This is a genomic window from Flectobacillus rivi, from assembly GCF_030056655.1.
GTDB classification, from domain to species: domain Bacteria; phylum Bacteroidota; class Bacteroidia; order Cytophagales; family Spirosomataceae; genus Flectobacillus; species Flectobacillus rivi.
This window is the reverse complement of record NZ_JASHIE010000006.1, coordinates 71,624-98,268: the sequence shown is the minus strand read 5'-3', so window position 1 is coordinate 98,268 and position 26,645 is coordinate 71,624. Positions and strand designations below refer to the sequence as shown.

Genomic DNA, 26,645 nt, shown 5'->3' with positions numbered 1-26,645 from the left:
TAAATACAAAAACCAACGCCTGTAATGGCTATCCCTTTCGAAGAAATTGTTTGTATAATTTTCTGACTAGGAAAGATAGAATACAGGCCGAAACTAAAACAATCAAATGATTAAAATCACTTTACCCGATGGTAGTGTTAGAGAGTATGCCCAGGGAGTCACTGGGATGGACATTGCCCTCAGTATTTCAGAAGGTCTTGCCAGAAATGTATTGGCAGCGAAAGTAAATGGAAAGGTAGTTGACGCCTCATTACCTATCAATCAAGATTCAGATTTCCAATTGCTTACGTGGAATGATACAGATGGAAAACAAACTTTCTGGCACTCTTCAGCTCACTTGATGGCCGAAGCTATTGAAGCTTTATACCCCGGTACGAAATTCGGTATTGGTCCTGCTATTGAAACTGGATTCTACTACGACATCGACATGGGTGATAAAACCCTAAGCTCGGAAGACTTCAAGAAAATTGAAGATAAAATGGTAGAATTGGCTCGTCAAAAAAATGAATATCAACGTACTCCTATCTCAAAGGCTGAGGCGATTGAATACTTCACTGAAAAAGGCGACGAATATAAATTAGAGCTAATTGATGGCTTAGAAGACGGCTCAATTACGTTCTATTCTCAAGGAAACTTTACGGACTTATGTCGTGGACCACACATTCCAAACACTGGTTTTATCAAAGCCATTAAATTAATGAGTGTGGCAGGTGCTTACTGGCGTGGTGATGTGAGCCGCAAACAGATGACTCGTGTATATGCCGTTACATTCCCGAAACAAAAGGAATTAGAGGAATATCTACACTTGTTGGAAGAAGCCAAACGTCGCGACCACCGCAAGTTGGGTAAAGAATTAGAGTTATTTGCTTTCTCTGAAAAAGTAGGTATGGGCTTACCACTTTGGTTGCCAAAAGGAACAATGTTGCGTGAGCGTTTGGAAGGATTCCTTCGCAAAGCACAGGTTCGTGCAGGCTACTCTCCTGTTGTTACGCCACATATCGCTTCTAAAGAACTATATGTAACATCGGGTCACTATGCCAAATATGGTCAGGATTCATTCCAACCAATTCATACACCTGATGAAAACGAAGAGTTCTTCTTAAAACCAATGAACTGCCCTCACCACTGCGAGATTTATAAAGTAAAACCTCGTAGTTATCGTGACCTTCCATTGCGTTTGGCTGAATTTGGAACAGTATATCGTTACGAACAATCAGGCGAATTACACGGCTTAACTCGTGTAAGAGGATTTACTCAGGATGATGCGCACATCTTCTGTCGTCCAGACCAAGTAGAAGAAGAGTTCATGAAAGTAATTGACTTGGTATTGTATGTTTTCAAAGCTCTAGGTTTCGAAAACTATTCAGCACAAGTATCACTTCGTGACCCTGAAAACAAGGAAAAATACATCGGTAGAGATGAAGACTGGGAAAGAGCAGAAGCCGCTATTATTCGTTCGGCAGAAATCAAAGGTTTGCCAACAGTAGTAGAATTAGGCGAAGCAGCGTTCTATGGTCCGAAGCTAGACTTTATGGTAAAAGACGCTCTTGGTCGTAAATGGCAGTTGGGTACAATCCAAGTGGATTATCAATTACCACAACGTTTTGAGTTAGAATACACTGGTTCTGACAACCAAAAACACCGCCCAGTGATGATTCACCGTGCACCATTTGGTTCATTAGAGCGTTTTGTGGCTATTTTGATTGAAAACACCGCGGGTAACTTCCCATTGTGGTTGTCGCCAGACCAATTGGCCGTATTGCCAATTTCTGAGAAATACGAAGATTATGCAAACGATTTATTCTTGAGATTACAAGAACAAGATTTGCGTGGATATATCGATCACAGAGATGAGAAAATTGGTAGAAAAATCCGTGATGCGGAAGTTTCCAAAATTCCATTCATGCTAATTGTGGGAGAAAAAGAATCTGCTGAAGGTAAAGTTTCAGTGCGTAAAAAAGGAGAAGGTGATTTAGGAATGATGACCATTGAAGAGTTTATTCAATTGGCTCAAGAAGAAATCAACAAGAATTTGGCACGCATCAGCTAAGCAACCAACGATTTGTAGCATTTGGTGAATAACGAGTTCACACTCCCATTGCTCATCGAATGCTGCAGATTAAGGATGCAATAGCAACGAAAAATAAATTTGTGGTTTCACAGACGCGGAAATTTGCATTTCATTTTTTTTTGATTTAGATTTCGGAAAGATAAATTGATAACTATCTAATAATCACGAAAATCTGTAATTAGCCCTTGTGCTGGAACATTTTTAGGAGTATTATAGTTATTAATTTAAACAGTTTTTGAACTTCTAGCTCAATCTGATTTTATATAATTTAAAACTAATAAATTTTACAATATGGCGTTACGCCCGAATAATAATTACAAAGGGACAAAAAGAGAAGAGGAACCTTACAGAATTAATAATGCTATCCGTGGCGTTCAGCAGGTTCGTCTTGTAGGTGAAAACGTTGAACAAGGCATCGTTGAGTTCAAACAAGCCTTAGAAATTGCGAGTCAACAAGGATTAGACTTGGTAGAGATTTCGCCAAAAGCAGTTCCACCAGTATGTCGTGTTATTGATTACGCAAAGTTTAAATACGAACAGAAGAAAAAACAAAAAGAAATTAAAGCCAACGCCGCTAAAACGGTTGTAAAGGAAATTCGTTTCGGTCCTAACACGGATGAACACGATTTTAATTTCAAGTTAAAACACGCTATCAGTTTCTTGAAAGAAGGTGCAAAAGTGAAAGCTTATGTACACTTTGTTGGTCGTGCTATCGTATTTAAAGAAAGAGGAGAAATGCTTTTGCTTAACTTTGCAAAAGGTTTGGAAGAGGTTGGCAAGCCAGACGAAATGCCAAGATTGGAAGGAAAAAGAATGTCTATTATCTTCTCTCCAAAAGTTGTGAAGAAATAGTATTCAATTTCAAATTCCAGTTTTACTTTGACAATCTAATAAATCTGTAAAGGTTTATAGGTATATTTCAGGTAAACCCCTGATAATCAAAAGCCATTAATGACTGTTCGCAGCATTAATGGCTTTTTAAGTATTAATGCAAAATAAAATTGCATTAATACGCTTTAGGCTGTAAGCCGTAGGCATTAGGCAAAAAAGTTTCTATTACTTCATGAGAAATACTATTTAACTTTTAGCCTACAGCATAAAGCCTAGGGCTTAATGCGGGTAAAATTATTTTAATTTTGCCCACTAACTTATTTCTTAAAAATTAATTACAAACGCAATTAATTGCAAACTTTTTTGTATCTTTGCGGACTATTTTACCAAGCCAAGACAGAAATGTTAAGGCAATTACTTTTCACAATTTAAACGTTTAACAGAAATGCCAAAAATCAAAACTAAGTCAGGAGCGAAAAAACGCTTCAAAGTGACTGGATCAGGCAAAATTAAGCGTAAGCACGCTTTCCATAGCCACATTTTAACAAAAAAATCTACTAAACGTAAGCGTAACTTGGTTCATGATACATTAGTATCTTCTTCAGATATGAACAGAGTTACAGCAATGTTAGTATTGTAATTTTTTTTCGGAAATCTAATTTCCATTTAGTTATTGTTCAACCAGAGAATTGGCCTTAAAGATTTCTTCAACGAAACGCCAAATTTCAAAAAACAAGCAAGATTATGCCACGTAGCGTCAATCACGTAGCGTCGAGAGCAAGACGTAAAAAAGTGCTTAAATTAGCCAAAGGTTTTTACGGAAGAGGTAAAAACGTTTGGACAGTAGCAAAAAACAAGATCGAGAAAGGTCTTCAATATGCTTACCGTGACCGTAAGGTTAAGAAAAGAGATTTCCGCTCATTGTGGATTCAACGTATCAATGCTGCTGCACGTCAAGAAGGTCTTTCTTACTCAGCATTCATGGGTAAAGTGAGCAAATCTGGTATCGAATTAAACAGAAAAGTATTAGCTGACTTAGCAATGAACCACCCAGAGGCGTTCAAAGCTGTAGTAGCTAAAGTAAAATAGCACAATAAAAGCCGAACCTCTAAGGAAGTTCGGCTTTTTTGTTTTTCTAGGTTTCAATCACCTTCGTTTTGATACCCACACAATTTCCTTCTATAGGTTTTCCTAACAAATACACCTCAATCTCTATATTCCCAATTCTATAAATTTTTATATCCGTTAAGTTGGCCGTTAATAGAGCTTGTAAATCTTCAGCAGATTTTAGCCACCCTAATTCTTCTTCTCCAAACCAATCTTCTTTTTTCAATAAAGGTTTAAAAAATGTTTCTAAATCCCATTCAGAGGTGGTGACTTCTGGAGGAATTCCTAAAAACATTTTAAGAGATGCCACATCTGGAGTACCTTCTATCGCGAATGGTGCATCAAAGAATTCAATCTTTTCATCAGATTCACTGGGGTAATAAAGGTCAGCTACTAAGGCTGTTATCTTTTCGCCTAAAGATAAATTTGGAGCTTCTTGTGACAAATTGATAGCTGTTTCTGTCATAACACTGATTTTTATAGATTTTAATCATATTTTAGTTGAATTTATAAAAAGTCTTTCTATTATTGTACTCAACACAAACCAAATTTAAACCCCCATAAAGATGTTAGAGCAACTCATGGGTCTAATCCAAGACCATTCTCAAGACGCAATCGTTAATAACCCCGCTATTCCTAACGAAAAAAACAATGATGCAATGCAAACTATCCTTGGTGCCATTACTGGCGGGCTGCAACAGCAGGCTCAAGGCGGTGGTTTAGCTAGCGTTATGGGTCTTTTGGGTGGACAAGCAAACACAGGTGGTGGAAATCTTATGTCTAATCCAATTGTAGCAAACATTACTCAACAAGCAGTAACAGGATTGATGCAAAAATTTGGACTTGAAAATAGTGCAGCAGCAGGAATCGTTAGTCAAGTATTACCGGGTGTAATTAGTTCTGTGATTTCGAAAACTAATGATCCAAATGACAACTCATTGAACATGTCAGATTTCACAAACGCATTTAGCGATGGTAAATTTGATATGAATGATGTGTCTAACATTGCAGGCAAATTACTAGGAGGAAACGCTGGTGGTATTGGCGGCATGTTGGGTGGCTTATTCAAGTAATTAAATCATACCGAACCCATTTATATATTTGAAGGTGTAAGATTTTCTTACACCTTTTTTATTTTCGGTACTCCAGATGTTTATCTTTGAAGCAAATTCATCAAAGACTTTATCTTAGGACTCTACGAAGGATTTCCAGCAATTGTAGATTTGGGATTTCTGATTTCGGAAATAAAATAAAATACCTTTATTATTTCAAAATAGATTAGATTACTCTTCCGAAACCCAACATCAGATATTCGAAAATCCTTCGTACACTACCAAATTATATCGTGAAATTACCTATTTATTTGGATTACAATGCCACAACGCCTGTCGATGAAAGGGTTTTAGCAGAAATGATACCATGGTTTAGTCAAAACTTTGGTAATGCTGCTTCAAGAAGTCATTTGTATGGTTGGCAAGCTGAAGAAGCTGTTTCAGTTGCACGAGTACAAGTTGCTAAGCTACTTGGTGCAGGCGAAAAAGATATTGTCTTTACCAGCGGTGCTACTGAGTCAAATAACTTGGCAATTAAAGGCGTCTTTGAAGCATTTGGCAAAGAAAAAAATCACATCATTACCATAGCCACCGAACACAAGGCTATTCTCGATGTATGCACGCATTTGGAGCAATTTGGGGCAAAAATTACCGTATTATTGCCTGATACTGATGGACTCATCACCACTGCGCAGATAACCGAAGTAATCGGAGCTAATACCTTATTGGTTTCAGCTATGTATGCCAACAATGAAACAGGTGTTATTTTCCCAATTGAGGAAATAGCAAAAGTTTGTCGTGAAAAAAATGTATTCTTTCATACCGACGCCACGCAGGCTGTTGGCAAACTCCCTATCAATTTACGAAATACTCCTATCGACCTATTGAGTTTATCGGCGCATAAACTCTATGGGGCTAAAGGAATCGGAGCCTTGTATGTCAACCGAAATAATCCCAGACTTAAGGTAATTGCCCAAATGGATGGCGGTAAACATGAACGTGGCATGCGCTCAGGAACGCTTAATGTACCTGGCATAGTTAGCCTAGGAAAAGCATGTGACTTGGCTAGATTAGAAATGAGCGCTAATCAAGAAAAGTTGTCTTTTTTAAGAAATAAATTGGAACAAACCATCCTTTCTATGCTAGAAAATACCTCGGTAAACGGAGGAAATGCCCCTAGACTAGCACACGTAACGAATATTGCTTTTGGTGGCGTAGACGGCGAAATGTTATTAGGAAACCTTAAAAATATAGCAGTATCTTCTGGTTCTGCTTGTACCTCTGCCTCTGTCCTACCCTCGCACGTACTTAAAGCAATGGGCATAAATGACGATTTGGCCTATAGTTCTATTCGATTTAGTTTAGGGAAATATACCACAGAAGAGGAAATTGATTTTACGGTCAATCATGTGGTAGAAGTTATTGAAAAAATGAGGTAAAGATTTAGGATAGAATCCTTAGAAAAAGAGAGTGCTGGATAGGAATCCAGCACCAGCGAATGACTTCGCTTCTTATTGTAGTTAAAAGCTTACCAATTTTACTAGTGTATGCAGTCTTCATATATTTTAGCTTTTATTCTAAAGACTTTTTTTTCGCCCTTTTGTAAAACTGTCAATACACTATCAGCTTCTTTTTCTGATTCATATATGCCTGCAACCAAAGCAATTATTTTATTATCTGCTTGGCTTTGATAAAACTTCAAATACTCTAAGCTTAAATCGCTTGAAGGAAAACGTCTTGGTAAATACTCTCCTGCATACATTTCATCTTCAGAATTATCTGGTAATGCGATTAGATCTTTGTCCTTATTAAAATACCGTCCCATTGTGTCAATCGGAATATTCAAATTTCTATGCAGTTCAAACATCTTCTTATGAAGAGTAAAGTAATTTAGGCTGGTATCTGCAATAATGACAAAGTAGACTGATTCCTCATTTTCCTTGGCTTTACTTTCCATGACAATAGGAGTTTCCACATTCGAAACAGTATCGTGAACATTGGCAGGAGATATAACTTTTTTATTTTCATGACTTTTGGTATTACATGCGCATAACCAAAACAACGAAAGGAAGATGAGAGCTATTTTCATAAATATTGGTTGACGGTAGAAATTGTATTTGATAAAATTTTCATTCATTCTATTAATATCGCAAGAACTAAAAATAGTTTAAACCTCATTGTAAGATTTAAAACGTCTATAAATTGGTGCTAAGGGCGTTATTGGTATATTTTGAAGATTTTAAAATATGCTTAAAGCCATTTTATTTTTGTCGTTTTGGCGTCTGTAATAACTTGGCTTTATCTCTTAAGTCTGGGTCTGTTTCTAAGTTTCTTAGAATTTTTTCTACTTTCCCGTGTCCTAATTTTTTTGCTTGTTCAAAATAATAGAATGCTTTTTCTATCAAGTTTTCTTCAGTCAAGAGTTTAAGAGCATAATCAAAAACACTTTCTCTTGTGACTGGGTGGTATATCACATCTCCAGTTTCAATATCTAAGGAAAAATAGTCTTCTGCCACTTTTTTACTTTTATATGACTGTACTCTATTAATATGAAAAACTCCAACGGTCTTATTATCCAACCACTTCAGTTTATCAAACCACTGAAAATTATAGTTTCCTATTAGAAATGTTACTTTTTCATTATGCTGATTGTCAAATAAAGTAACACTCGTAGTACTCTTATTAGGGTCTTCCGAGTAGAAGCCTTTCATTTGAGCAAAGTGTCGCTTGTTAGGACTAGCTTTTTTTTCTTTATAGAAACCATAATAAACAAGATTATCCAATACAAGTTTGTGCCTTATCGCTTCAAAAACAGAAAAATCACAAGAGTATTTTTGACAAACGAATTCTAACCCTCTACAGAACTGGTCGAGCAAAATTTTCTTTCGATTAAACTCATCAAAAAATATCAGGGAATTGTAATCAAAATAGATGTATAGCTCTACAACATATCCCTCTTCAATCGTATTGAAGTATGTCTTTTCATCAAGAGTTAACTTAACAATAACTCTCCAAATATTTTGACCTATCTCGTAGCTTCGAGGAAGATAGAAACTAAAAATATCCGCTAAAAAACTTGTCGATTTTGCCACCAATTGTTGACTGGGCGTAAGCTTTTTCTGTCCCGCTGGAAGTTGAACACCGTACATAAAATCTTGCAAGTATTTTCCCATACTTTATAATGTCATTATTTACCATCAACTAATTTTCATTACCTTACACTGACGTTATTTTATGCCAAATTAATCAATAATATTACATTTTGATAGTGCTTACCCCCGTTAATCCGCTTTATGTTGAAGTCTAATAATTGTATCGACTATCTCAACTGCTTTTTGGTAGCTAATTCCATTTTCTTGGTCAAGTGTTAATGAATGCCCTTCCTCTATTAGTATGATTTCAGGAATAAACCCAACTTCTTGCTCTATAGAAATGGTTTTCAGATTAATGGTATCTCCATAGCTAGGAACACTTGTTTGTAACCAACCGAAATATGGCTCTTCTTTTGTCCTGTTTGGGTCACTCCACAAATTCATCCTTTTATCAAAGTTGTCTTTGCTGATTGTTGTCCAAACATTGAAAATTAAATCTTCATGATAGTCTGTAATTGGAATAGTCAGCCTTCCACGATGGAAAAAGTATTGGTCATCAACTACAAACAAACTTTCGTGTAATTCGATTCTGGTTTCTCGTTCATTAGGAGGTACAGAATAATAATACTCAGGATAATCAGTCCCAAAACAAAGTGGTAATTCATCGTAAATTTTCCCACAACATGAACACGAATAAATAGGTTTGGTATTGTCATCACCAAGAAAAGAAAATATTTCCATTGATAGCTTCTAACTTTTATTTTAGTTGACAGTCATATTCGAAAGGAAAGTTAATTACAATTCTTTCCGTTGATTTTATAAAGCTAAAGAAATCCTTTAAGGTTTTCTATTAGGCCATTTTAACAAGAGAGGTAATCATCTCCCAAAAACAACAAAAAAACCTCGTCTAATCAAATTAAACGAGGTTTTTTGTAATTAATACTGGGTATTACTTTCCTTGTAACAACTGAATGTCTGGTGTTGAGTTGTCATCCAAAGTAACTTTGCCTCTTTCTTTGCGGACGATACGTGAATAAAGCCCTACTTCTTGACTAAACAAGAAGGTAAAGAACAACTTCGTAAATGAAGTATGATATTTCAAATTATCATAAAACTCTGGAGCTGCAGCCTTCAATTTTGGAAGGTTGTTCCAAGGTACTGATGGCATATCGTGGTGTTCATTGTGGTATCCAACGTTCATGTTAATTCCATTCAATGCACCATAGTAGCTGTATGTTTCTTGGTTTTTGTCCAATACCAAATAGTGTTCTTGAATCCAACGAGCACCAAGTGGGTGTAAACCAACCGAGAACATAAAACTTGCACCCATGTAACCTAATGCAGGCCAACCCATTGTATATACAATGATCGCATCAAATGCCAATTGGCAAACGATATTCATAATTACCCAACGGTCGAATACAGCCAATTCTAAACAACGCAATGTACGAATAGCTTGGAAAATTGGGAACAATAACAACCACAATGCTTTACCGATGAAATAGTTGTTAATCAATTTTGCTTCCCAGTGATCTGGTAAGTCTGCATCTAATTCATGAACACCTTGAAATGCATGGTGTTTCAAATGATAGTTTTTGAATGAAATAGCCGTTGGCGCCAATGAAGGGAAGTTTGCTACGATACCTGCATAAACATTCCAAGATGGTTTTTTGAAAATCAAGTTGTGAGCAGCCTCATGGATACATACAAAAAGTGTATGCGTTGGAAATGCACCAATAAGCCAAGCAGCAGCCAAAATAACCCACCAAGCTTGGTCTTTCACTAGGTAAGCCATACCAATTTGCATTGATACACAGCCTAGAATCCAAACAAAAGTCATGGGGTTTTTGGTAATAAGTTTTTTTACTTCTGGGTGAGCTTTTACAATTTCACGTGTACGAGTACGGTGTGGTTCTGTGCCCGTAACATAGGTAAAATCTTTTTGATATGCCATTAGTTTGGTAATTGTTTAGTTGTTATTGTTAATGTGACTATTTCAAGATTCGGGGATTTTCTGACGAAAATCTTTCAAATATATAGCGAACTTCGCGTTTTATCAATTTGTTTACGAATTAATGCTTTTTTAGTACCTTTTACAATGATATGAATCACTGTTGAGACAAGCTTCTTGTGTTTTATCCAATATTCATGAGTATTTTAACAAGAATTAAGACTATCGAGAAAAATACTTTTATCCTACCTCAATTTTCAACCATGAAGAAATACATATTACCGTTACTTTTGGCAGCTTGTACCGCTCAGGGGCAAGTATCTGGAACACTACCCAAACCTTCTGCCAGACAATTGGCTTGGCAACAATTAGAGACTACTGCTTTTTTGCATTTTACTGTGAATACTTACACAGATAAAGAATGGGGAGAAGGTGATGAATCTCCTTCGATTTTTAACCCTACTAAGTTAGATGCGATGCAATGGGCGAAAGCCTTGAAAGCTGGAGGTTTCAAAATTGCTATCATTACGGCGAAACATCACGATGGATTTTGTCTTTGGCCTTCAAAATATACCGAACATTCTATCAAAAACAGTCCTTATAAAAACGGGAAAGGGGATATTGTCAAAGAGCTTTCGGAAGCTTGTAAAGCTGTTGGAATCAAATTTGGCGTGTATCTTTCTCCTTGGGATAGACATGAAAAAAGTTACGGGACTGACGCCTATAATACCTATTACAAAAACCAGTTGAGAGAACTATTGACTAATTATGGTGAAATAGCTGAAGTTTGGTTTGATGGTGCCAAAGGCGAAAACGCTAAGAATATGGAGTATGATTTCCAAGGATATTGGAAAATGGTGCGTGAGCTTCAGCCAAAGGCAGTAATGTTTTCGGATGCTGGTCCAGACGTTCGCTGGGTTGGAAATGAAAAAGGAAACGCTGGAGAAACTTGCTGGTCGACTATCAATAATGCAGGACAAGCGCCAGGGAAAGCTGATGAACATTATTTGAATACCGGTGATGAAAAAGGCCCAGACTGGATACCTGCCGAGACTGATGTTTCGATTCGTCCAGGATGGTTTTGGCATGAAAAAGAAAACGCCAAAGTTAGAACGCCACAAAATTTGGTTAATCTCTATTATCAATCGGTGGGAAGAAATAGTTTGTTGTTGTTAAACATCCCTCCTAACCGTGATGGTTTGTTAGAAACAACTGATGTGAACGCCATTCAGAAGTTTAGAGCCATTTTAAATGAAACATTCGCTCATAATTTAGTAAGCCCAAAACATAAGCTTTTGATTGACAAAAAGTTAAGCACTAGTAAAGTATTGGATGTAAATCAGTCTTTAATTTTACAACTAGATGGTGAAAAAGAGTTTGACAGAATTGCGATTCAAGAAAATATTGCTGAGGGACAAAGAATCAAGTCATTTTTGGTAGAATTTTGGGATGGTAAGACTTGGCAAAAGCTAGCCGAAAGTACAACAGTCGGTCACAAGCGCTTATTACGATTCCCAACTGTTAAAAGTACACAGGTAAGATTAACTATCAAAGACGCCTTAGCAAAAGTATATTTAGCAGAGTTTGGCGTTTATAAAGCCTCCGCACAAGAATAAGATAAGAACTTCGTTATCAAGGTGTTTGAAAGCCATTTCAAGCACCTTATTTTTTAACTTGTACTGACATGAAAACTTTTTTTGCCTCTTTTTGCTTATTCATTACCCTAATACTCTCGAATAAAGTTCAGAGCCAGCACTTGAACACAAGTGGTACTTTTTTAGATAAAAAAGGAGGTCTTTTTGTTGCCACCATTGAGAAAGACAAATCGGATTTGGCGTCGATAAAAGTCAAGAAATACCTATTGAATAAAAAAACTAATATTACCACGAGTGTTGTCACGAGCGATTATAACCTAGATATACAATCTCCAGTCAAAATACTTGAGACTTCTAATGGCACTTTGTATGTTGTTTTTTTAACAAAACCTATCGTTCATGCCAATCCTAATCCATTTAAAATGAGTGATGATGTTTCATCGAAAAACAATACTGATAACGCTCCCAGAAGCAAACATTCTGAAACGCAAGGAACCACGGTCGTTAACTTCAAACAGTTGAGATATGCATATTCTAATAATGGAGGAAAAACATGGTCGGAAAGCAAAGCCATTGAAAACTTAGATGCCTACAGCGCAACCCACACAGATTTATTTGAATTAAAGGAGTTTAGTGGAGATAGGTTGGAAATTAAAGGAGTAAAAAGACTTATTAAGGATGAAAGAGATGTGGTTTTTAATGTAGTCATAGACAATAAGTAGATAGATGTTATTTGTAAAAAGTATATCAGTTAGTTAAATAAAATTGAGTGAATGGTGATTGAGAGAATGAGTGATTATTTTTAATAAGAATTTTATTCGTAGAGACGCAATGATTGCGTCTCAAACCGAGCCATATCTAGCATGAGAGTATCAAAAAAGCGGTCGGAAAATATTTTCCGACCGCTTTTTTGATAAAATTTAGAGAATAACCCAAATCCTAAAATTAGGGATGACTTATGCTCAGACTACTTTTCAGTTTCACGCTTTGCTCCTTTGCCACTATCTAATTGTGATAAAACTTTTTGTAACCGAAAACAGAAGCAATTGGCGCTAATATATGAGCTAAAACATTTTGTGTTTTTTGAGACAAACCTTCAAAATAAATCTTACTCTCCATGTAGTTTACCCATACCATACTTTGCAAAAAGTTGGCATTCCCGTTTCTTATCTTGCCATTTTGCCACATCGTGATCATTGTTTCTATTAGTGGCTCGATGTCATACGAAGGTGTTATAGTATAGTACATCACTACTGGCTTGGCTGAGTCATTGTAGTGTCTATGAGCTTGAGCTTTGGGTAAAATAATGGTTTCACCTGCCTTTGCTAGCATTTTTTTGTGATTAATTTCATACGTGAGTTCTCCTTCTAAAATTTCATAGATTTCGTCAGACTTCTCGTGACAATGACAAGCAAGTGCTAATTGATTGGGTTGTAAACATACTTTTATTTTAGTATGATTACCATTAGTTTCGGAACTAACCTCCATAAATTCAAAGGTATTTCCATTCCTATCTTCCAGAATTGTGCCTTTCTTCACCATAATTTTAAGGTTTAAGCTATCAGACTACTTTCTTCATCGAAAGCAGATTTAATAGAGGTAATAAAAAGTATTAATGGCTATTTTTGCAATGACATTTTACTTTAGTTAGGTTAACACTAAAGCAATTACTTGTGGAGTTAGAGAAGAAATACATTTCTTAAAACAATGTGCGGTTGCTTCAGGAAATAAACTTTAAGGCTATCAAAAATAATTGAATATTAAACACTTATCAACTAAGATTCGTCTAATTATTATACGGCATATAAATTCCCCTTTTTGTTAACAAAAATCAATTTTATCACTTGAACTGCAAGCTATAGTCTACTTAAATCTTTTGTTTCTTATGAAAGCAACATTCTCTACTATTCATTTTCAGAGTGAGGTTGGACGTAATAATCCACTCAAAATATATTATCTGAGTGTTCCGCCTGATGTCGTTCAAGCCTTAGGTGGAAAAATGGGTATTAGATTTTTGTGCACCATCAAAAATACCACCTGGCAGGCTGGCCTGGTCGCTTTAGGTGAAGGATGGGCATATATTAATCTCAGTACAAAAAGAATGAAAGAGGCAGGATTAAGCCTAGGCTCGACGGTAGATGTGAAATTAGAGCCAGACTTGAGTGAATATGGAGCTGTAATTCCTGAAGAGCTTCAGGCAGTTTTTGATACCGACCCAGAGGGATATGACCGTTTTCAAGGACTGAGCAAAGGAATGCAACGCTATATCATTCATCATGCTGATGGGGTAAAATCGCCACAATTGAGAGTTGAAAGAGCACTGATGATGATTGAGAATTTAAAAAAGTTGCCCGTAGGAAAAGAGGAATTTAGGCGTATTTTAGGAAAACATGATTAAAAAAATATCCCCAAACTTGGATGGCCGCAAGAATGGGGTATTTATTCTCTCATGTATGTAAAAATTATTAAATGATTGTGTACTGTTAAGCAATCGGAATATGGTTAAAAAATCTATTTTGCTTGTACACTTACAGTATTACTCATTTTGTAGCTTGTCCCATCTTTGAAATAGACTTTTACTGCATAATCCAAGGTGTTTGGTGTCTTATCCAGTTTTTCTGAAAATCTATTTGCTTCAACCGTTTGCCACGTACTCAGTGCTGCTTTATTTTCTGCACGATAAATCACAAAATGAGATACGTTGTTTGAACGGCAAGTCCAATCTAAAGTCACAAGTTTTTGATTGGGTTCATAATTTACTTTCAATCCTTCCACGCTGGCAATGCCATTTTCACCAACATACAAAATCGATTGAGAAAACTCTGATTTAGATTTAAGTTTGCTATAATCTTCTGCCTCCACTTTGTATTCATAGCGTTGGTTATTTTTTACGTCAGTATCTATATAATTGATAGAGGTTGTCAATAAGCCATTGTATTGCTTCAACACCTCCCAACTTCCTTTCGAAGATTTTTTATATAGTGTATGAAAAGAAACATCTTCACTCGAACTTGGGATAATCAATAGTTTTATCCCGTTTTTCTCTACGACAATTTGTTCAAAAACAGGTGCCGTTGGAGGATTAGTATCGGGTAATTTTGCCATAACCACAGGTGAATATTCTGAATGATTATTGCTTAAATCAACCGCTACTACTTTATAAAACAGTTGGCGATTCAATAATGTTTTGTCTGGGATTGAATCTGTGTAATCAGAATTAGGAACGCCATAAGGCGTGAGCAATGTATAATTTTTGGCATCCTTGCGATACGCTCGATACACTTTATAGATAGCGACATCAGGCTCTGAGCTAGCGGACCAGTCTATCACTACTTTCCCTTGTGGAGTAGCCGAAGCCGTGAGTGTATTAGGAGCTTTTGGAGGCATTCTATCCTCAATATTTGCCACCACCGGCATCGCATAATTTACATTCCCAACGGTATCTACTGCTCCAACTACATAATATCTCCCCGTGTACGGCTCAGGTGATGCGTCGGTAAAACTGAGACTTTGATTAGATAAGACCTCTTTTTTGACAAAATTAAAAGGCCCAGCTACTGTGCCCCCTTTGGCTATGACATAACCTTTGAGGTCGTTGGTATTACCTGTTTTTTCCCATGTAATAATTACTTCCTTGTTATCTACAACTTTTATTTTAACATTTTTAGGTTTTGTAGGAGGCGTAAAATCCTTTGGCGAACCTACCATGATATCCGACACTGGACTAGATACACCGAACGGATCAATCCCAACGATGCGATAATAGTATTTGCGATAGTTGACCAAATTAGAATCAATATAGGTAATCAGAGAACTAGGATTAGCAATGCCTTTGTAGGTTAAAGAATCTTGTTTGAGTATATTTTCATCAGCAGGCGTTTGAATGTAAGGATTAGAGGTGATAGATTTAAAATTTTTCCCATCCTCACTTCTTTCTATTAAATACCCCGAAAACTCACCATCCACACTCATGCGATACCAACGAAGTGTAACCTGCGAGTCGCCTTGTAAAATACCTGCCGTTATGGGCGCATAGACTTTGGTAAACTGGTTGGCAAACAATACCACTGTCGCAGTATCGGCTTTAGTACTAGATTTGGCATCAGTATCTATCCAAACTTTATACATAATAATATCATCGGGATTTTTAGCAGCCTTATCGACCCAACGCAAACCAAGCACTGTCGCAGCATTAGGACTATAATCTGCCGATAACATCGCACTGGCGTAGCGACTATTTTGTTCATTACTTTTTTGGATAATACCTCCTACACTCTGCTGAAAAGTCGTGCTTACTTTGGGATTATAGAGTGACTGTACAGCAGCACCCACATAACTATCTTGTTTGGAATAACGCAATTTCACCTCCTCAAAGGTCAAAGGAAGAATTTTATTAGGTGTCAAAAGTGTACTTACACCTTGACTTGAGCCTTTTGAGATAACCGTTTTCTGAACACGATAACCTTTTTGACTAGCAATAAGCCATTGCGCTGCATTGGTAGGCGCCCAACGCAATACGACCGAGTCTTGGTAATTGCGTACAAGAAGCTGAACTTTTGGATTGAGAGACTTTTGCGCCTGAGTTTTCAATCCAACGAATAACAACAACATGAATATATAACTTAGTTTTTTCATGACTCACGAGTTTTAAGTATATCAAAAAACGGGACAAAGAACTAGTTGTAAAGACCACTAAAAATGTGGAGAAACTTTGAGTACTATTACTCCATTGCTTCAAATCATACATCTACACTCCTATTTTCTTTGTCCCATTTTGCTTAAAATTTAAAATACCCTCCTACGATTGGTGATGGCATAAATGCTGCCGTACCAAAAGTGAAAGCCTTCTCTACCCTATTGGTTGGTGCATCTGCATAAGGTTTGTACTCCAACGTAATATAGGCAGTTGTGCCACCCGTCCGTGGCTTGAAGGTATAATAACTGGCTGACAGATAACCACTATACACATCCAAATCGGCATTGCTAAAGTTACGAGCCATCGTGGAGGCAGAGGTATTCAAGGTCAAACTTCGACTTGTTCCTTGTACATTGATATTCGCGAAAACAGAACCAAAACCTAAGGAAACGTTTTTCCAATTCCCTAAACTTGCATTCAGTGCTTGGCGAGTTTTGACCATATTTTCTCCAAAATTCTTGACTGCATAGAAATCATGATACGCCACTTGGTCTACCTTGAAAGCGAAAGCATACATTCTGGTAGGTTCGTCTTCTAACGGGAAGAAAGTCAATGAAGGTCCTATAATATCGTCCATTCGTAAAGCAGAGCTAATCGTATTGATATTTCCTAACGTTGCTTTTACACTACCAGAATTAGTAGGCTGATTCGAAGTCGGTTGATTTACAGGAGCTTGTAAGCCATTGAAAGAAGCATTCAAATTAACTGATCCAATAGAGGCAACTTGCCCTATCAGAGACTGGCGTTGGATGGTTACCGCTAAATCTGGTGTACCAATACCTACAATTTTTCTCAGTTCTTGAACACCGTAGTTGATACCTACCTGTTTGGCACCAAAATTCACCAAAGGCGTGTACACTTCGTTTTGAATATAGGTATCAAAACTGACTACGCCAGCTTTCATGGGACTCGATACATTCAATAAAGCTGGCTGGGTTTTTCCATTACGAGTGTATCCATACAACTCTGCATCGTCAAAATTCTCGGCTGTTCCATTGGATGGCTTTATATCCATGACCAAGTAATCCGCAGATTGCACATTATTGGTATTACGATATTCGGCTCTTTCAAAATTTACGGCTGACAATTTTTCATTGATAGTACTGTATTTACTGGTTTTGAAAACAATGTCATAAATTACCTTAGATTTCGGAATCGAGGATGAAGAGGTTGCCGAGCGATTCAAGGCATTTTTGTTGATATAGAAAAAATCCTCTTGGCTTCGTAAAAATGCTGAGGCTTTAGCCACCGTAACTTTTTCTTTCACCATGGCACTCGCCAAAAGTTGCTGATTGAGATTGATGGCTGAGCCTACAGCACTTTGATAAATTCTACGGATTTCGACACGGTAGGTTTTATCATTTTGTAAATTGTTCGGAATATCAAATTTTACCTGGTTTTGTTTGTCGTAATACACCGCTGTAGTAAGTGTATCGCCACCATCTTTCGGAATATATACTGCCTTGTAGATATATTTTCCAGCCAACAAAGCACTAAATTTTGAATCGCTACCATCTACGGTGCTACGGAAGGCCTCATCAGGAATTTGTCCTTCGATCACTCCTTGTGGCAATTGATTTTTTAGGAAATAATTTTGTCCTTCTAATGGCCAAGTATAATTTACGTTGCTAAACTTGATATAATCAGGTTGTTTGGCGGTTGAAAACTCTACTGTTTTTTCTTCTGAACGATTGGCATTATCACCTTTTCCTCCAACTTCTTCAATACCTAATGAAATACTGAATTTATGTTTGGAAGTTGAGGCAAAATGTTTGTTTTTCGACAAAATCAATTGCTGATTATCATTCACCCATTCAGGTGATTGGAAGCCATCAAATGTGGTTAGACGACCGCCATTTTTACTGTCTTCATACGTAAGCTTGTATTCTTTTAGTTTAAAACGGAATGTTTTGACGGTATTATCAGGCATTGCTAATTCATAATCTTGCCCAATGCTTGTGTTGAATGTTACGGTAATGGGTGCATCGGTTTCTACAGCATTTTCGCCATTGGCAGGAGAAATATCACCGATAATTTCGATACCATCCAACCCATTATCCTTATTGTTGGCAGGGGTACATTGTTCACCAAAAGCCAAATCAAAGCCTGTATTTATTTTGATTAAACCCAATACATTCCCTTGAACTTTTACCCTACCGCTCATCCACATCGGATTTGGAATACCTCCTTTGAGTATTGCGCCAGCCGTCACTTCACATATTTTGAAACGTCCAGCGGCAAACCACGAATCTAAGTCTATATAAGCGCCTCCGTTGAGATAAGCATACATTTGAGCATTGGCATACCAGCCGTTCCAGCCTAAGGCTTGACCACCTTGCTCGCATTCGATACCATATTCTAAGGCAGCATCGAAGCCTAAAATTGCAGATGCATTCACAGATAGAATGGCTACAGTAGCATCAAAACTACCTTGTAGTTGTCCGCCTACCAAAATGGAGAACTTGGGCACAGAAGTAACTCGTCCGTCGTCGTCGGTACCGACATTCGTTTTGGAAGCTACCTTACTATATTGGGCATTGCGATACTGGTCAGCGGCGGCGTTAGCACCTCCCATAAAATTGCTTACTTCGGCAGGCAATTCTGGCAAACCACCCAAGTCGTTACCCATCGCTATATAAAATTTGGCTCCCAAATGCGCTTTTACAACAGGAAGGTTCAAGTCCAAAATATTGAATGCAATACGTTTTTGGGCATCGAGAGGGTCACCTAATTTGATATGCCAATTTTGTGGATCAAAGTGGACACGCAATGGCACTTGAACATTTGTTCCTAATATGCCTGCAGTAATATCTGCGTTTACATCATAAATGCCTGGCGCCAAATAATTGAAAGCTACTGAACCTTTCACCAAGGTAGTTGGGTCGTCGGGAGTACCATCTTTGCTGATGATATTGACAGAACCCGTAGCGTTAAAGTTATTGAGTGCACCATTAGAAAAACCCGCTTCAAGTCCGACAGAGGCCGTCAATAAACGAGCATCTGCCACCGACATGTACACACGAGCTTTGAGTCCCCAAGCACCTTTTTGTGGTGAATACACCAAGCCAGACTTTGTCACGCCCGGAGCATTATTTAGCTCAAGTTTTTCGGCGTCGGTAAGTGGCTTATTAGCAATTTTGGCATCTACTGTACCCTCTTGTTTCATGTTAAAATACAATCCTCCACCAAAACCTGTCAAGGTGAGCGGTGGCACTAATACAAACCCAGGATTTGCCACCACTGAAGCATCCATATAACCATAATAATAGTCATTGGTATTGCCAAAAATGATATTAGATTCGACTGTTGCCAGATTCGGAATTTTTACCTTTCCCCATCCACTCAAGCCTGTTCCGTATTTTGCATCGCTATAATAAAATTTCAATTCACCTTTTACATTGGCAGGACCGAACTGTCCATCAATCGTAAATCGAGAAGGATATACTCCTTTGAAAGAAGGCGTTAATTTTCCATTGACAAAATCTAATCTTCCTAATACCTGCACCGTTCCTGAGGCATTTGCCAAACTGGCATCGTCGCCACCTACCATGACTTTTACCCCAAATTCGAAGCCTAAGCCTATATTATTTTTCACAAATTTTGGAGGAATCAATTGAATAGGGAAACCTCCCATTTTTGATTCTTTACCTCCATTGGCTACTGCCGAAGTCATGATAATATCCTCGTGAGGACCGCCTTTTACGTCTTTATTAGCAGGGTCTTTTTCATGTTCTCCTGCCAGTCCTCCCTCCAGATACCATTCACCTGTTTGTAGATAAATGCCACTTCCAGCAATTTCGTCACCACCCAAGGCTTTGAAAGTTGAAAGAGAGAAATTCTCAAAAGTCAGGTCAGGCACGACCATATTGAGTGGTGGTTTAGAATCTAAGGTTAAAGTGCCATTGAGTGAAAACAAAAACTCTGGGTCTTTATCCTTTATCAAGCCAATCACAAAAACTGAGTTAGGCGCTATTTTCATATTGGCCATAAATACTGGCACGTTGTATCCTTGTGGTTTAGGTTTTACCAAGATTTTGAGAGAATCTATACCATTGCGAAGGTTACAAGTATAATCTAGCACATCGGAACTAATAGGCAATTGTATTTTACCCACCATATTGCCTCGTATCAAAGCATTTTTGACAATCAATACCTCAAAAGAATCTACAGAAAAAGCCAATTTCCCCATTTTACCAGTCGTATAATCCAACAGCGGATAACGTGAAGGCGTAAAACGTGCAGTGAGTCCGTCGCTATCAAAAACCATATTAGATGCAGCAAAACTGAGTCGATTATTACCTCCTCCACCTAGTGATTTTGGTAACAATACATCTACTCGTTGTAAATACAGTCCTTTAAAAGTATTACCTCTTTCGCCATCATATTCGGCTGGTGGGTTAAAATTGGGAGGATTACGAAAATCAGAATGGTCATAAAACGCATCTAAGCCTTTTACCGAAATTCCTCCCGCATCCTTAATCCCAAAAATGGGAACAGTCACTGTAGCAACCCAATCGTTCCATTTATTAAAATCAAACTTGAGTTGTGTAATGACATCGCCTGCCAAAGTATTACCGTTTTCGTCGTTTAATTCCAACACATTTTTTCCTAAATTCAAATCTGCTTCCACATGCACATGACGAACCGAGTCTTCGTCGAGAATAGCATAGGTACCATCATTTTGTGGATAATGACTTTGCTTAAACGTGATTGGAGTATAGGGAGCTTTAAAGTCTTTTACTAAATAAAGTACTGCATTTTTGGGGAAAAGCTTGTCAGGCAACATACACATTTCGGTGGCTGCCATCGACAAAAAGGAGTTATCCTCTGGCATTTTGACATTGAGTAATGCCCCCATTTCGGCACCATCTGGCGCTATTGTGAAATAATTGATTCCAATCAAACCAGCGCCAGTGCTATATCCAATAGGCAATGAAACGGCCATTTGCCCTTTGAGGTCATTCCAAAGTTTGCTAGTTAGCAAGTTGGTGTAGGTCTTAAGGTAGTCTACACTGATATTTTTATACGTCGATAAATCGGGAGGAGTAATGCCTGGCATTTGGAAACCTTCATCGCTTCCATTCGCCAAACCTGAAATAGCTTGATTAGCGGCATTAATTTTCAATTTTGAAAATTTCACCTTCAACGGAACATAATTCCAAGTAATTCGTCCATTCCCCGACCAACCCTCTGGCGATTCCACGGCTTGGTCAATGGTCATATCAAAATTGCCTATCTTGATGGTCTTTCCCGTCAGGTAAGTCTGCTTTACAGCCACTAAATCAGCTGGAAATTTGGCATTTTTACACTTTACAATACTGCTGTTTGCTGCCAACATTTCGCCCTGTGCGCCTACTCTAAAAGTGCAGACTTCGCTTTTTCCATCATTTTGTAAATAGATTTTTTCGTTAGCATCTTTCGCAACCACCATCCACGCATATAGCCCATTGACGAGTTCGGGATAGTTGGCTCCAAAAATGAGATTGGGAGCTACTAAATCTTTTTCCGAATATGGATTACCAACATTTCTATTGATCGCATTATTAATGGCGTCGTTAGGATTTTGTCCTTCTGGCACTCTAACAAGGTAAAAATCATACGTTATTTGTGCCCCAGCAATATTACCCACGCAAGGAGTCCAGTTAAAAACGATGTTCTGCGGATTAGTCGACTGAATTGGTGTAACGGGGTCACATACTGGCATCGTCAAGCGAGGTGGCTCGATATAGGTTATCGGAATCATGATACACCCACGAGGCTCATTGCCGTTCAATATTGCAGGTCGCTGATTGTAGGGTGCCACCTTGATACAAAATTCGTAAAAGCCTTGAGGAATTAAGCCACTAATCAACGATTTAGGGTCGATGCCCGTAATATCGATGTTATTTTCAGTAAAAAAGTTTTGGCTCGAACCAAAAATTTCTATTTCCACAGGCACACCATTACCGGGAAGTGTTATTGGCGAGGAAGGCTGGTAAGAGTCACGGGTAACGGCTCGTACACCATTGTTTTGTCCTTTTATTTCTCCCAAAAGCTTTACATCGACTGGGTTAGGAGTTGTATTTGTCAAAATCACTCTCAAGGAGTTATTGGCACCATCGGGTGCATAATCTTTGAGTCTTGGGCTGTAAGGTGGGGGAAAAATCGTTTGAACGTTGATTCCACTAAGGGTTTGACAAAAGGAGTCAAACCCTACTCCCATCAATAAGCTCAGAAAAAGAAAAAGTTTTTTCATGGCGTTGAATGATTTAAAAGTTGAGAGAGTAACCTGCTTGGGTATATACTTCTGTAAAATTTCTTGCTTCAAATTTGAGGTCTTTGTTGTAGAGCAATGCTGCACTTAGCGAAAGTTGTTGTTTGCTCGACAGCCTGATACGTCCATTCCAGCGGGCATTGAAAGTATAGCCATTGGCATTTTCTTTGTAATAGTTTTGGTTGTAATTGACATTCAAACTATTGGAAAATGATTTCAAGTTTTTAGAAATATTCAAACTCACCCCCATCGATTGTGTATTGCCGTAGGACAAAAAGTTTTTGATAAAAATCCCTCCGGGGCTTATCGTAAATTTTTGTTTCATGTTGTTTCTCAAATAGTTGAAAGACAAAAACAGGTTATTAAACTCTAATAACTGTTTTGAAACCGTGTTATAATCAGTGGAATTTTGATAACTCGACATCAAGTTTATGGAATGGCTAACCACGCGGTCGCCCCAAGCAAAACGAGGTGCTACGACCAAACTTTGGTTGACTTGCTGGATTTTGAGCGTATCAATAATTCTATCAGGATTGTTCTGGAAAGTGCCGTAATTCGAATAGGTCATCATCATTCCAAACTTGGCAGAAGGCTGTACTGACAAATTGAGTGATCCAATATTGCGAGTAGTTTGAGTGGCTTTGGTTTTACTAACATTATCTTGCTGTATGCCATAACTGCCACTCAAGTTTACTCGACCCTGCCAGAAAGAAAAGGAGGGAGAAAATAGTATTTCTTGCACATCATTGTTAAAAAAATACGCTCCCATCGACTTATAATCTGTAGAAATTAAACGGTATTGAACTTGTAAGGATGCAAAGCGCGAACTAAATCTCAGACTACTATTGGCAGCATAACCCACCTGCGTACTCCGCTTTAGTAAAAATAATTTCTTCAAAAATTCACTATCGAGGGATATTGTTCCAGTCAAATCTTTGGCATTTATATCGGAGGTATAACCACTTACACCAATGTCAGTCGACCACGATATTTTCTTGAAAAAAGTCAATTGAGAAACAATCCCAAGTGTAGTATTTTCGGCGGGAGTGATACCTTCGGCAATTGGGATTTTGATAGAATTTTCTTCATCCCAAGCTTTGGTATAAATCAGGTCAATAAAGTTCTGTGAAGACCCTACTCCTACTTTTACGGCATATCCCATACGTCTGAAGCTAGAAGGTAAAGACGAAAAGGTATTGCGAGTAGTATCTCGTAAACTTGCTTGTTGAAAGCGTCCATACATCGCAGAAAAGCGAAATTTGCCAGGATTCAGGTCGATACCTGCTCCAAAAAACATTCGCCCAGCCAGTGTGTAATTTGAATAGCTAAGGTTACGATACCCCAAATGCAGTCTCGCCCATTTGTAAGATGGACTCATTCCAAACTGTTGGAAGGGTCCTGAAAAGGACTGACTTTGTTGGTTAATCAAGAAAAAGAATGGCATTTGAATACCATAAAACGAAATAACAGGACTGGCAGAAATAGTCCAAGAAAAAGGGTCGAGACGTTGCCTGCCTTCAAGATTTGAATAGGTATTAAAACCTAAATTCAAACCTCCCGAGACAGTGACAGGCTTTTGTCCCTTTAAACCACCCAAATCTTGCGCCAATAGCGGAATCTGCCAAAAGCATAGTAGTATAAAAAGTTTCTTCATGAGTAGGGCAAGGAAAATGTTTACCCAAAATAAGAGGGTTTATTTCCCTTAATCCATGCCCTTTTTTAGTCATTGAATAAGTGGACAACTAATTGATTTACAATAAATTAAATAAAATTAAAAATGATTATTTTTTTCTTTGATATAGCTTATAACCCTTTTTACACATTGTTTGGTTTGTCCTCTGCTTTCATAAGTTAGAGACTGGGAGAAAAGTGAGTCCAAGACTTAGTCTTGAAATAGGCTTTAACAATATGTTAATCACGCTCTTTGTAGTTTTTATGATAATAACTGTACTAAACCAGATAAGAATGTGTAGATTTGACACAATATTTGCAAAATTCAAATCAATCTATCAATCCCCCAATTAATAAAGCGTGATGCTTTATGACCTCAATTATGAAAAAAGTACTATTCATCGTCGCGATGCTTCTGCAAATTTCAAGCTTCGCTCAAGAAAATGTAAGTATTCTTAGTCCTGACAAGCAATTAAAAGTTAGTCTGGCGATTACGGATGGTAAAGCGAATTATTCTGTCACTTATCAAGGCATTACTGTATTGGAAAACTCTCCATTAGGACTTTCTACGAGTATTGGAGACTTTAGCAAATCTTTGACTTTGGTAAAAAAGGAAGAAAAGCAAATCGACAAGACTTACCAACAAAGTAGAATCAAAAAATCGAGTATTCATTACCTTGCAAACCAAGTAGTATGTACCCTTTCAAACGCTGATAAAAAGCTCTTGGAAATTACTTTTCAGGTAAGCAACAATGATATTGCCTTTCGATATGGACTTTTTCCATTTAAAGAAACTGCCAATTGTATAATCGAAAAAGAGTTGACTGGCTTTAGTTTCCCTTCAAACACAACGACTTTCTTAACACCACAAGCTCCCGCAGGAAGTGGCTGGATGCGCACAAAACCAAGTTATGAAGAAGAATATGAAGCCGATGCTCCACTCAACCATAACTCCAAATACCATTTGGGATATACCTTCCCTGCTTTGTTTCATATAGGAAAAGAGGCTTGGGCTTTAGTTTCAGAAACAGGCGTAACAGGAGCCTATTGTGGTTCAAAATTAAGCGAATCCAATAATGGCACATTCTCTATTTCATTTCCTGAAAAAGACGAAAATAACGGTCATGGCAGTGCTGAACCAGCAATGGCGTTACCAGCTACGACGCCTTGGCGTACTATTACGGTAGGAACAAGTCTGAAACCAATTGTAGAAACTACGATTCCTTTTGATGTAGTTGAACCACTTTATGCACCTTCACAGGTATATAAAGCGGGGCGTGCGACTTGGAGCTGGATTATGTGGCAAGATGAAAGTATGAATTATGATGACCAAATAACCTTCATTGATTTGGCACAGAAATTAGGATATGAATATATCTTGATGGATGCACTTTGGGATAAAAATGTAGGATATGAGCGCATGGAAGCATTGATTAAATATGCTCATTCTAAAAAGGTAGATGTGTTTTTGTGGTATAATTCCAATGGTGCTTGGAACAATGCTCCTCAAGGTCCGAAAAACTGTATGAATAATGCTATTGCTCGTAAAAAAGAGATGAAATGGCTAAAAGCTCAAGGCGTAAAAGGCTTGAAAGTGGATTTCTTTGGAGGTGATAAACAAGAAACTATTCAGCTTTATGAAGATATTTTAAGCGATGCCAACGAATATGGTTTAATGATTATCTTTCACGGCTGTACGCTTCCTCGTGGTTGGGAAAGAATGTACCCTAACTATGTAAGTAGTGAAGCAGTTTTAGCCTCTGAAAACTTGATTTTCAACCAGCATTTTGATGATAATGAAGCCTTCAATGCATCTCTGCATCCATTTATCAGAAATACCGTTGGGAGTATGGATTTTGGAGGGACTTTGCTCAACAAGCGCCTCAACAAAAATAACAATGGTGGAAGAACTCGCAAAACGACGGATATTTTTCAATTAGCTACGGCTGTTTTATTCCAAACAACAGTACAGAACTTTGCACTCACACCAAATAACTTGACAGATGTTCCAAGTTTTGAAATTGATTTTATGAAAAAAGTGCCTACTACTTGGGACGAAACAGTTTTTATAGATGGTTACCCAGGAAAATATTGCGTATTGGCACGTCGTCATGGCAGTGAATGGTATTTAGTAGGTATCAATGCTGAAAAAACTGCGCTAAAAATCAATGTAAAATTGCCAATGTTTGCAGGAAAAACCGTTGCAGAATATAGTGATGATGAGAAAAGAAATCCAACTTTTAAGTCAACAAAAGTCGCTAACTCTGGAGAAGCTTCCTTGACTATCCAGCCAGAAGGTGGTGTTATTTGGGTGAAATAACGAGAT

At 37.7% G+C, this 26,645-nt stretch carries 19 protein-coding genes; 10 read left to right on the top strand and 9 right to left on the bottom strand.

Annotated elements, in window-relative coordinates; all coding sequences use genetic code 11:
- Positions 1 to 106: 106 nt before the first annotated feature.
- From thrS to rplT, 4 genes are all read left to right on the top strand, one after another.
- Positions 107 to 2,050, top strand: coding sequence for a threonine--tRNA ligase (gene thrS / locus QM481_RS09955; protein ID WP_166551098.1), 1,944 nt, complete (start codon positions 107 to 109; stop codon positions 2,048 to 2,050).
- 312 nt (positions 2,051 to 2,362) lie between these two features.
- The gene (infC, locus tag QM481_RS09950) at positions 2,363 to 2,923 is read left to right on the top strand and encodes a translation initiation factor IF-3 (RefSeq protein ID WP_095167282.1); all 561 of its coding nucleotides are present in this window, start codon (positions 2,363 to 2,365) and stop codon (positions 2,921 to 2,923) included.
- 424 nt (positions 2,924 to 3,347) lie between these two features.
- Entirely contained in the window at positions 3,348 to 3,542 is a 195-nt protein-coding gene (gene rpmI / locus QM481_RS09945) for a 50S ribosomal protein L35 (RefSeq protein WP_166551099.1), read from the top strand.
- 104 nt (positions 3,543 to 3,646) lie between these two features.
- Positions 3,647 to 3,991: a 50S ribosomal protein L20 gene (gene rplT, locus QM481_RS09940; RefSeq protein WP_095167278.1), complete on the top strand. Its 345-nt coding sequence runs from the start codon at positions 3,647 to 3,649 to the stop codon at positions 3,989 to 3,991.
- A 46-nt stretch (positions 3,992 to 4,037) separates the two neighbouring features.
- Here rplT and QM481_RS09935 read toward each other — a convergent pair whose 3' ends face one another.
- Complete coding sequence (locus QM481_RS09935) at positions 4,038 to 4,475, bottom strand: nuclease A inhibitor family protein (RefSeq protein ID WP_283381640.1); 438 nt, start codon at positions 4,473 to 4,475, stop codon at positions 4,038 to 4,040.
- Positions 4,476 to 4,575: 100 nt separating this feature from the next.
- On the opposite strand from QM481_RS09935, the gene QM481_RS09930 reads away from it, so the two are divergent.
- The gene (locus QM481_RS09930) at positions 4,576 to 5,082 is read left to right on the top strand and encodes a DUF937 domain-containing protein (protein ID WP_166578495.1); all 507 of its coding nucleotides are present in this window, start codon (positions 4,576 to 4,578) and stop codon (positions 5,080 to 5,082) included.
- A 272-nt stretch (positions 5,083 to 5,354) separates the two neighbouring features.
- Entirely contained in the window at positions 5,355 to 6,500 is a 1,146-nt protein-coding gene (locus QM481_RS09925; RefSeq protein WP_283381639.1) for a cysteine desulfurase family protein, read from the top strand.
- A 101-nt stretch (positions 6,501 to 6,601) separates the two neighbouring features.
- Here the strand turns inward: QM481_RS09925 and QM481_RS09920 are convergent, their stop codons facing one another.
- The 4 genes from QM481_RS09920 to QM481_RS09905 form a co-directional block, all read right to left on the bottom strand.
- Entirely contained in the window at positions 6,602 to 7,150 is a 549-nt protein-coding gene (locus QM481_RS09920; protein WP_283381638.1) for a hypothetical protein, read from the bottom strand.
- A gap of 172 nt (positions 7,151 to 7,322) precedes the next feature.
- Positions 7,323 to 8,234, bottom strand: a complete 912-nt coding sequence (locus QM481_RS09915) for a hypothetical protein (RefSeq protein WP_283381637.1) — start codon at positions 8,232 to 8,234, stop codon at positions 7,323 to 7,325.
- Positions 8,235 to 8,342: 108 nt separating this feature from the next.
- The gene (locus tag QM481_RS09910) at positions 8,343 to 8,894 is read right to left on the bottom strand and encodes a DUF2199 domain-containing protein (RefSeq protein WP_283381636.1); all 552 of its coding nucleotides are present in this window, start codon (positions 8,892 to 8,894) and stop codon (positions 8,343 to 8,345) included.
- A 208-nt stretch (positions 8,895 to 9,102) separates the two neighbouring features.
- Positions 9,103 to 10,107, bottom strand: a complete 1,005-nt coding sequence (locus QM481_RS09905) for a fatty acid desaturase (protein WP_283381635.1) — start codon at positions 10,105 to 10,107, stop codon at positions 9,103 to 9,105.
- Positions 10,108 to 10,367: 260 nt separating this feature from the next.
- Here QM481_RS09905 and QM481_RS09900 point away from each other — a divergent pair, with 260 nt between their 5' ends.
- Both QM481_RS09900 and QM481_RS09895 read left to right on the top strand, forming a co-directional pair.
- On the top strand, positions 10,368 to 11,720 hold the full coding sequence (locus tag QM481_RS09900) for an alpha-L-fucosidase (RefSeq protein ID WP_283381634.1): 1,353 nt from the start codon (positions 10,368 to 10,370) through the stop codon (positions 11,718 to 11,720).
- A gap of 68 nt (positions 11,721 to 11,788) precedes the next feature.
- Positions 11,789 to 12,421 (top strand): sialidase family protein, encoded by a 633-nt coding sequence (locus QM481_RS09895; protein ID WP_283381633.1) that lies wholly within the window; start codon positions 11,789 to 11,791, stop codon positions 12,419 to 12,421.
- A gap of 283 nt (positions 12,422 to 12,704) precedes the next feature.
- Here the strand turns inward: QM481_RS09895 and QM481_RS09890 are convergent, their stop codons facing one another.
- Positions 12,705 to 13,241 (bottom strand): cupin domain-containing protein, encoded by a 537-nt coding sequence (locus tag QM481_RS09890; RefSeq protein WP_283381632.1) that lies wholly within the window; start codon positions 13,239 to 13,241, stop codon positions 12,705 to 12,707.
- A gap of 343 nt (positions 13,242 to 13,584) precedes the next feature.
- On the opposite strand from QM481_RS09890, the gene QM481_RS09885 reads away from it, so the two are divergent.
- Positions 13,585 to 14,097: a DUF1905 domain-containing protein gene (locus tag QM481_RS09885; protein ID WP_283381631.1), complete on the top strand. Its 513-nt coding sequence runs from the start codon at positions 13,585 to 13,587 to the stop codon at positions 14,095 to 14,097.
- Positions 14,098 to 14,210: 113 nt separating this feature from the next.
- Here QM481_RS09885 and QM481_RS09880 read toward each other — a convergent pair whose 3' ends face one another.
- The 3 genes from QM481_RS09880 to QM481_RS09870 form a co-directional block, all read right to left on the bottom strand.
- Positions 14,211 to 16,334: a fibronectin type III domain-containing protein gene (locus QM481_RS09880; RefSeq protein WP_283381630.1), complete on the bottom strand. Its 2,124-nt coding sequence runs from the start codon at positions 16,332 to 16,334 to the stop codon at positions 14,211 to 14,213.
- Between the two features lie 143 nt (positions 16,335 to 16,477).
- The gene (locus tag QM481_RS09875) at positions 16,478 to 22,630 is read right to left on the bottom strand and encodes a hypothetical protein (protein WP_283381629.1); all 6,153 of its coding nucleotides are present in this window, start codon (positions 22,628 to 22,630) and stop codon (positions 16,478 to 16,480) included.
- Positions 22,631 to 22,643: 13 nt separating this feature from the next.
- Complete coding sequence (locus tag QM481_RS09870) at positions 22,644 to 24,302, bottom strand: hypothetical protein (protein WP_283381628.1); 1,659 nt, start codon at positions 24,300 to 24,302, stop codon at positions 22,644 to 22,646.
- 399 nt (positions 24,303 to 24,701) lie between these two features.
- Between QM481_RS09870 and QM481_RS09865 the strand changes: the two genes are divergently transcribed.
- Entirely contained in the window at positions 24,702 to 26,639 is a 1,938-nt protein-coding gene (locus QM481_RS09865; protein ID WP_283381627.1) for a glycoside hydrolase family 97 protein, read from the top strand.
- Positions 26,640 to 26,645 lie beyond the last annotated feature (6 nt).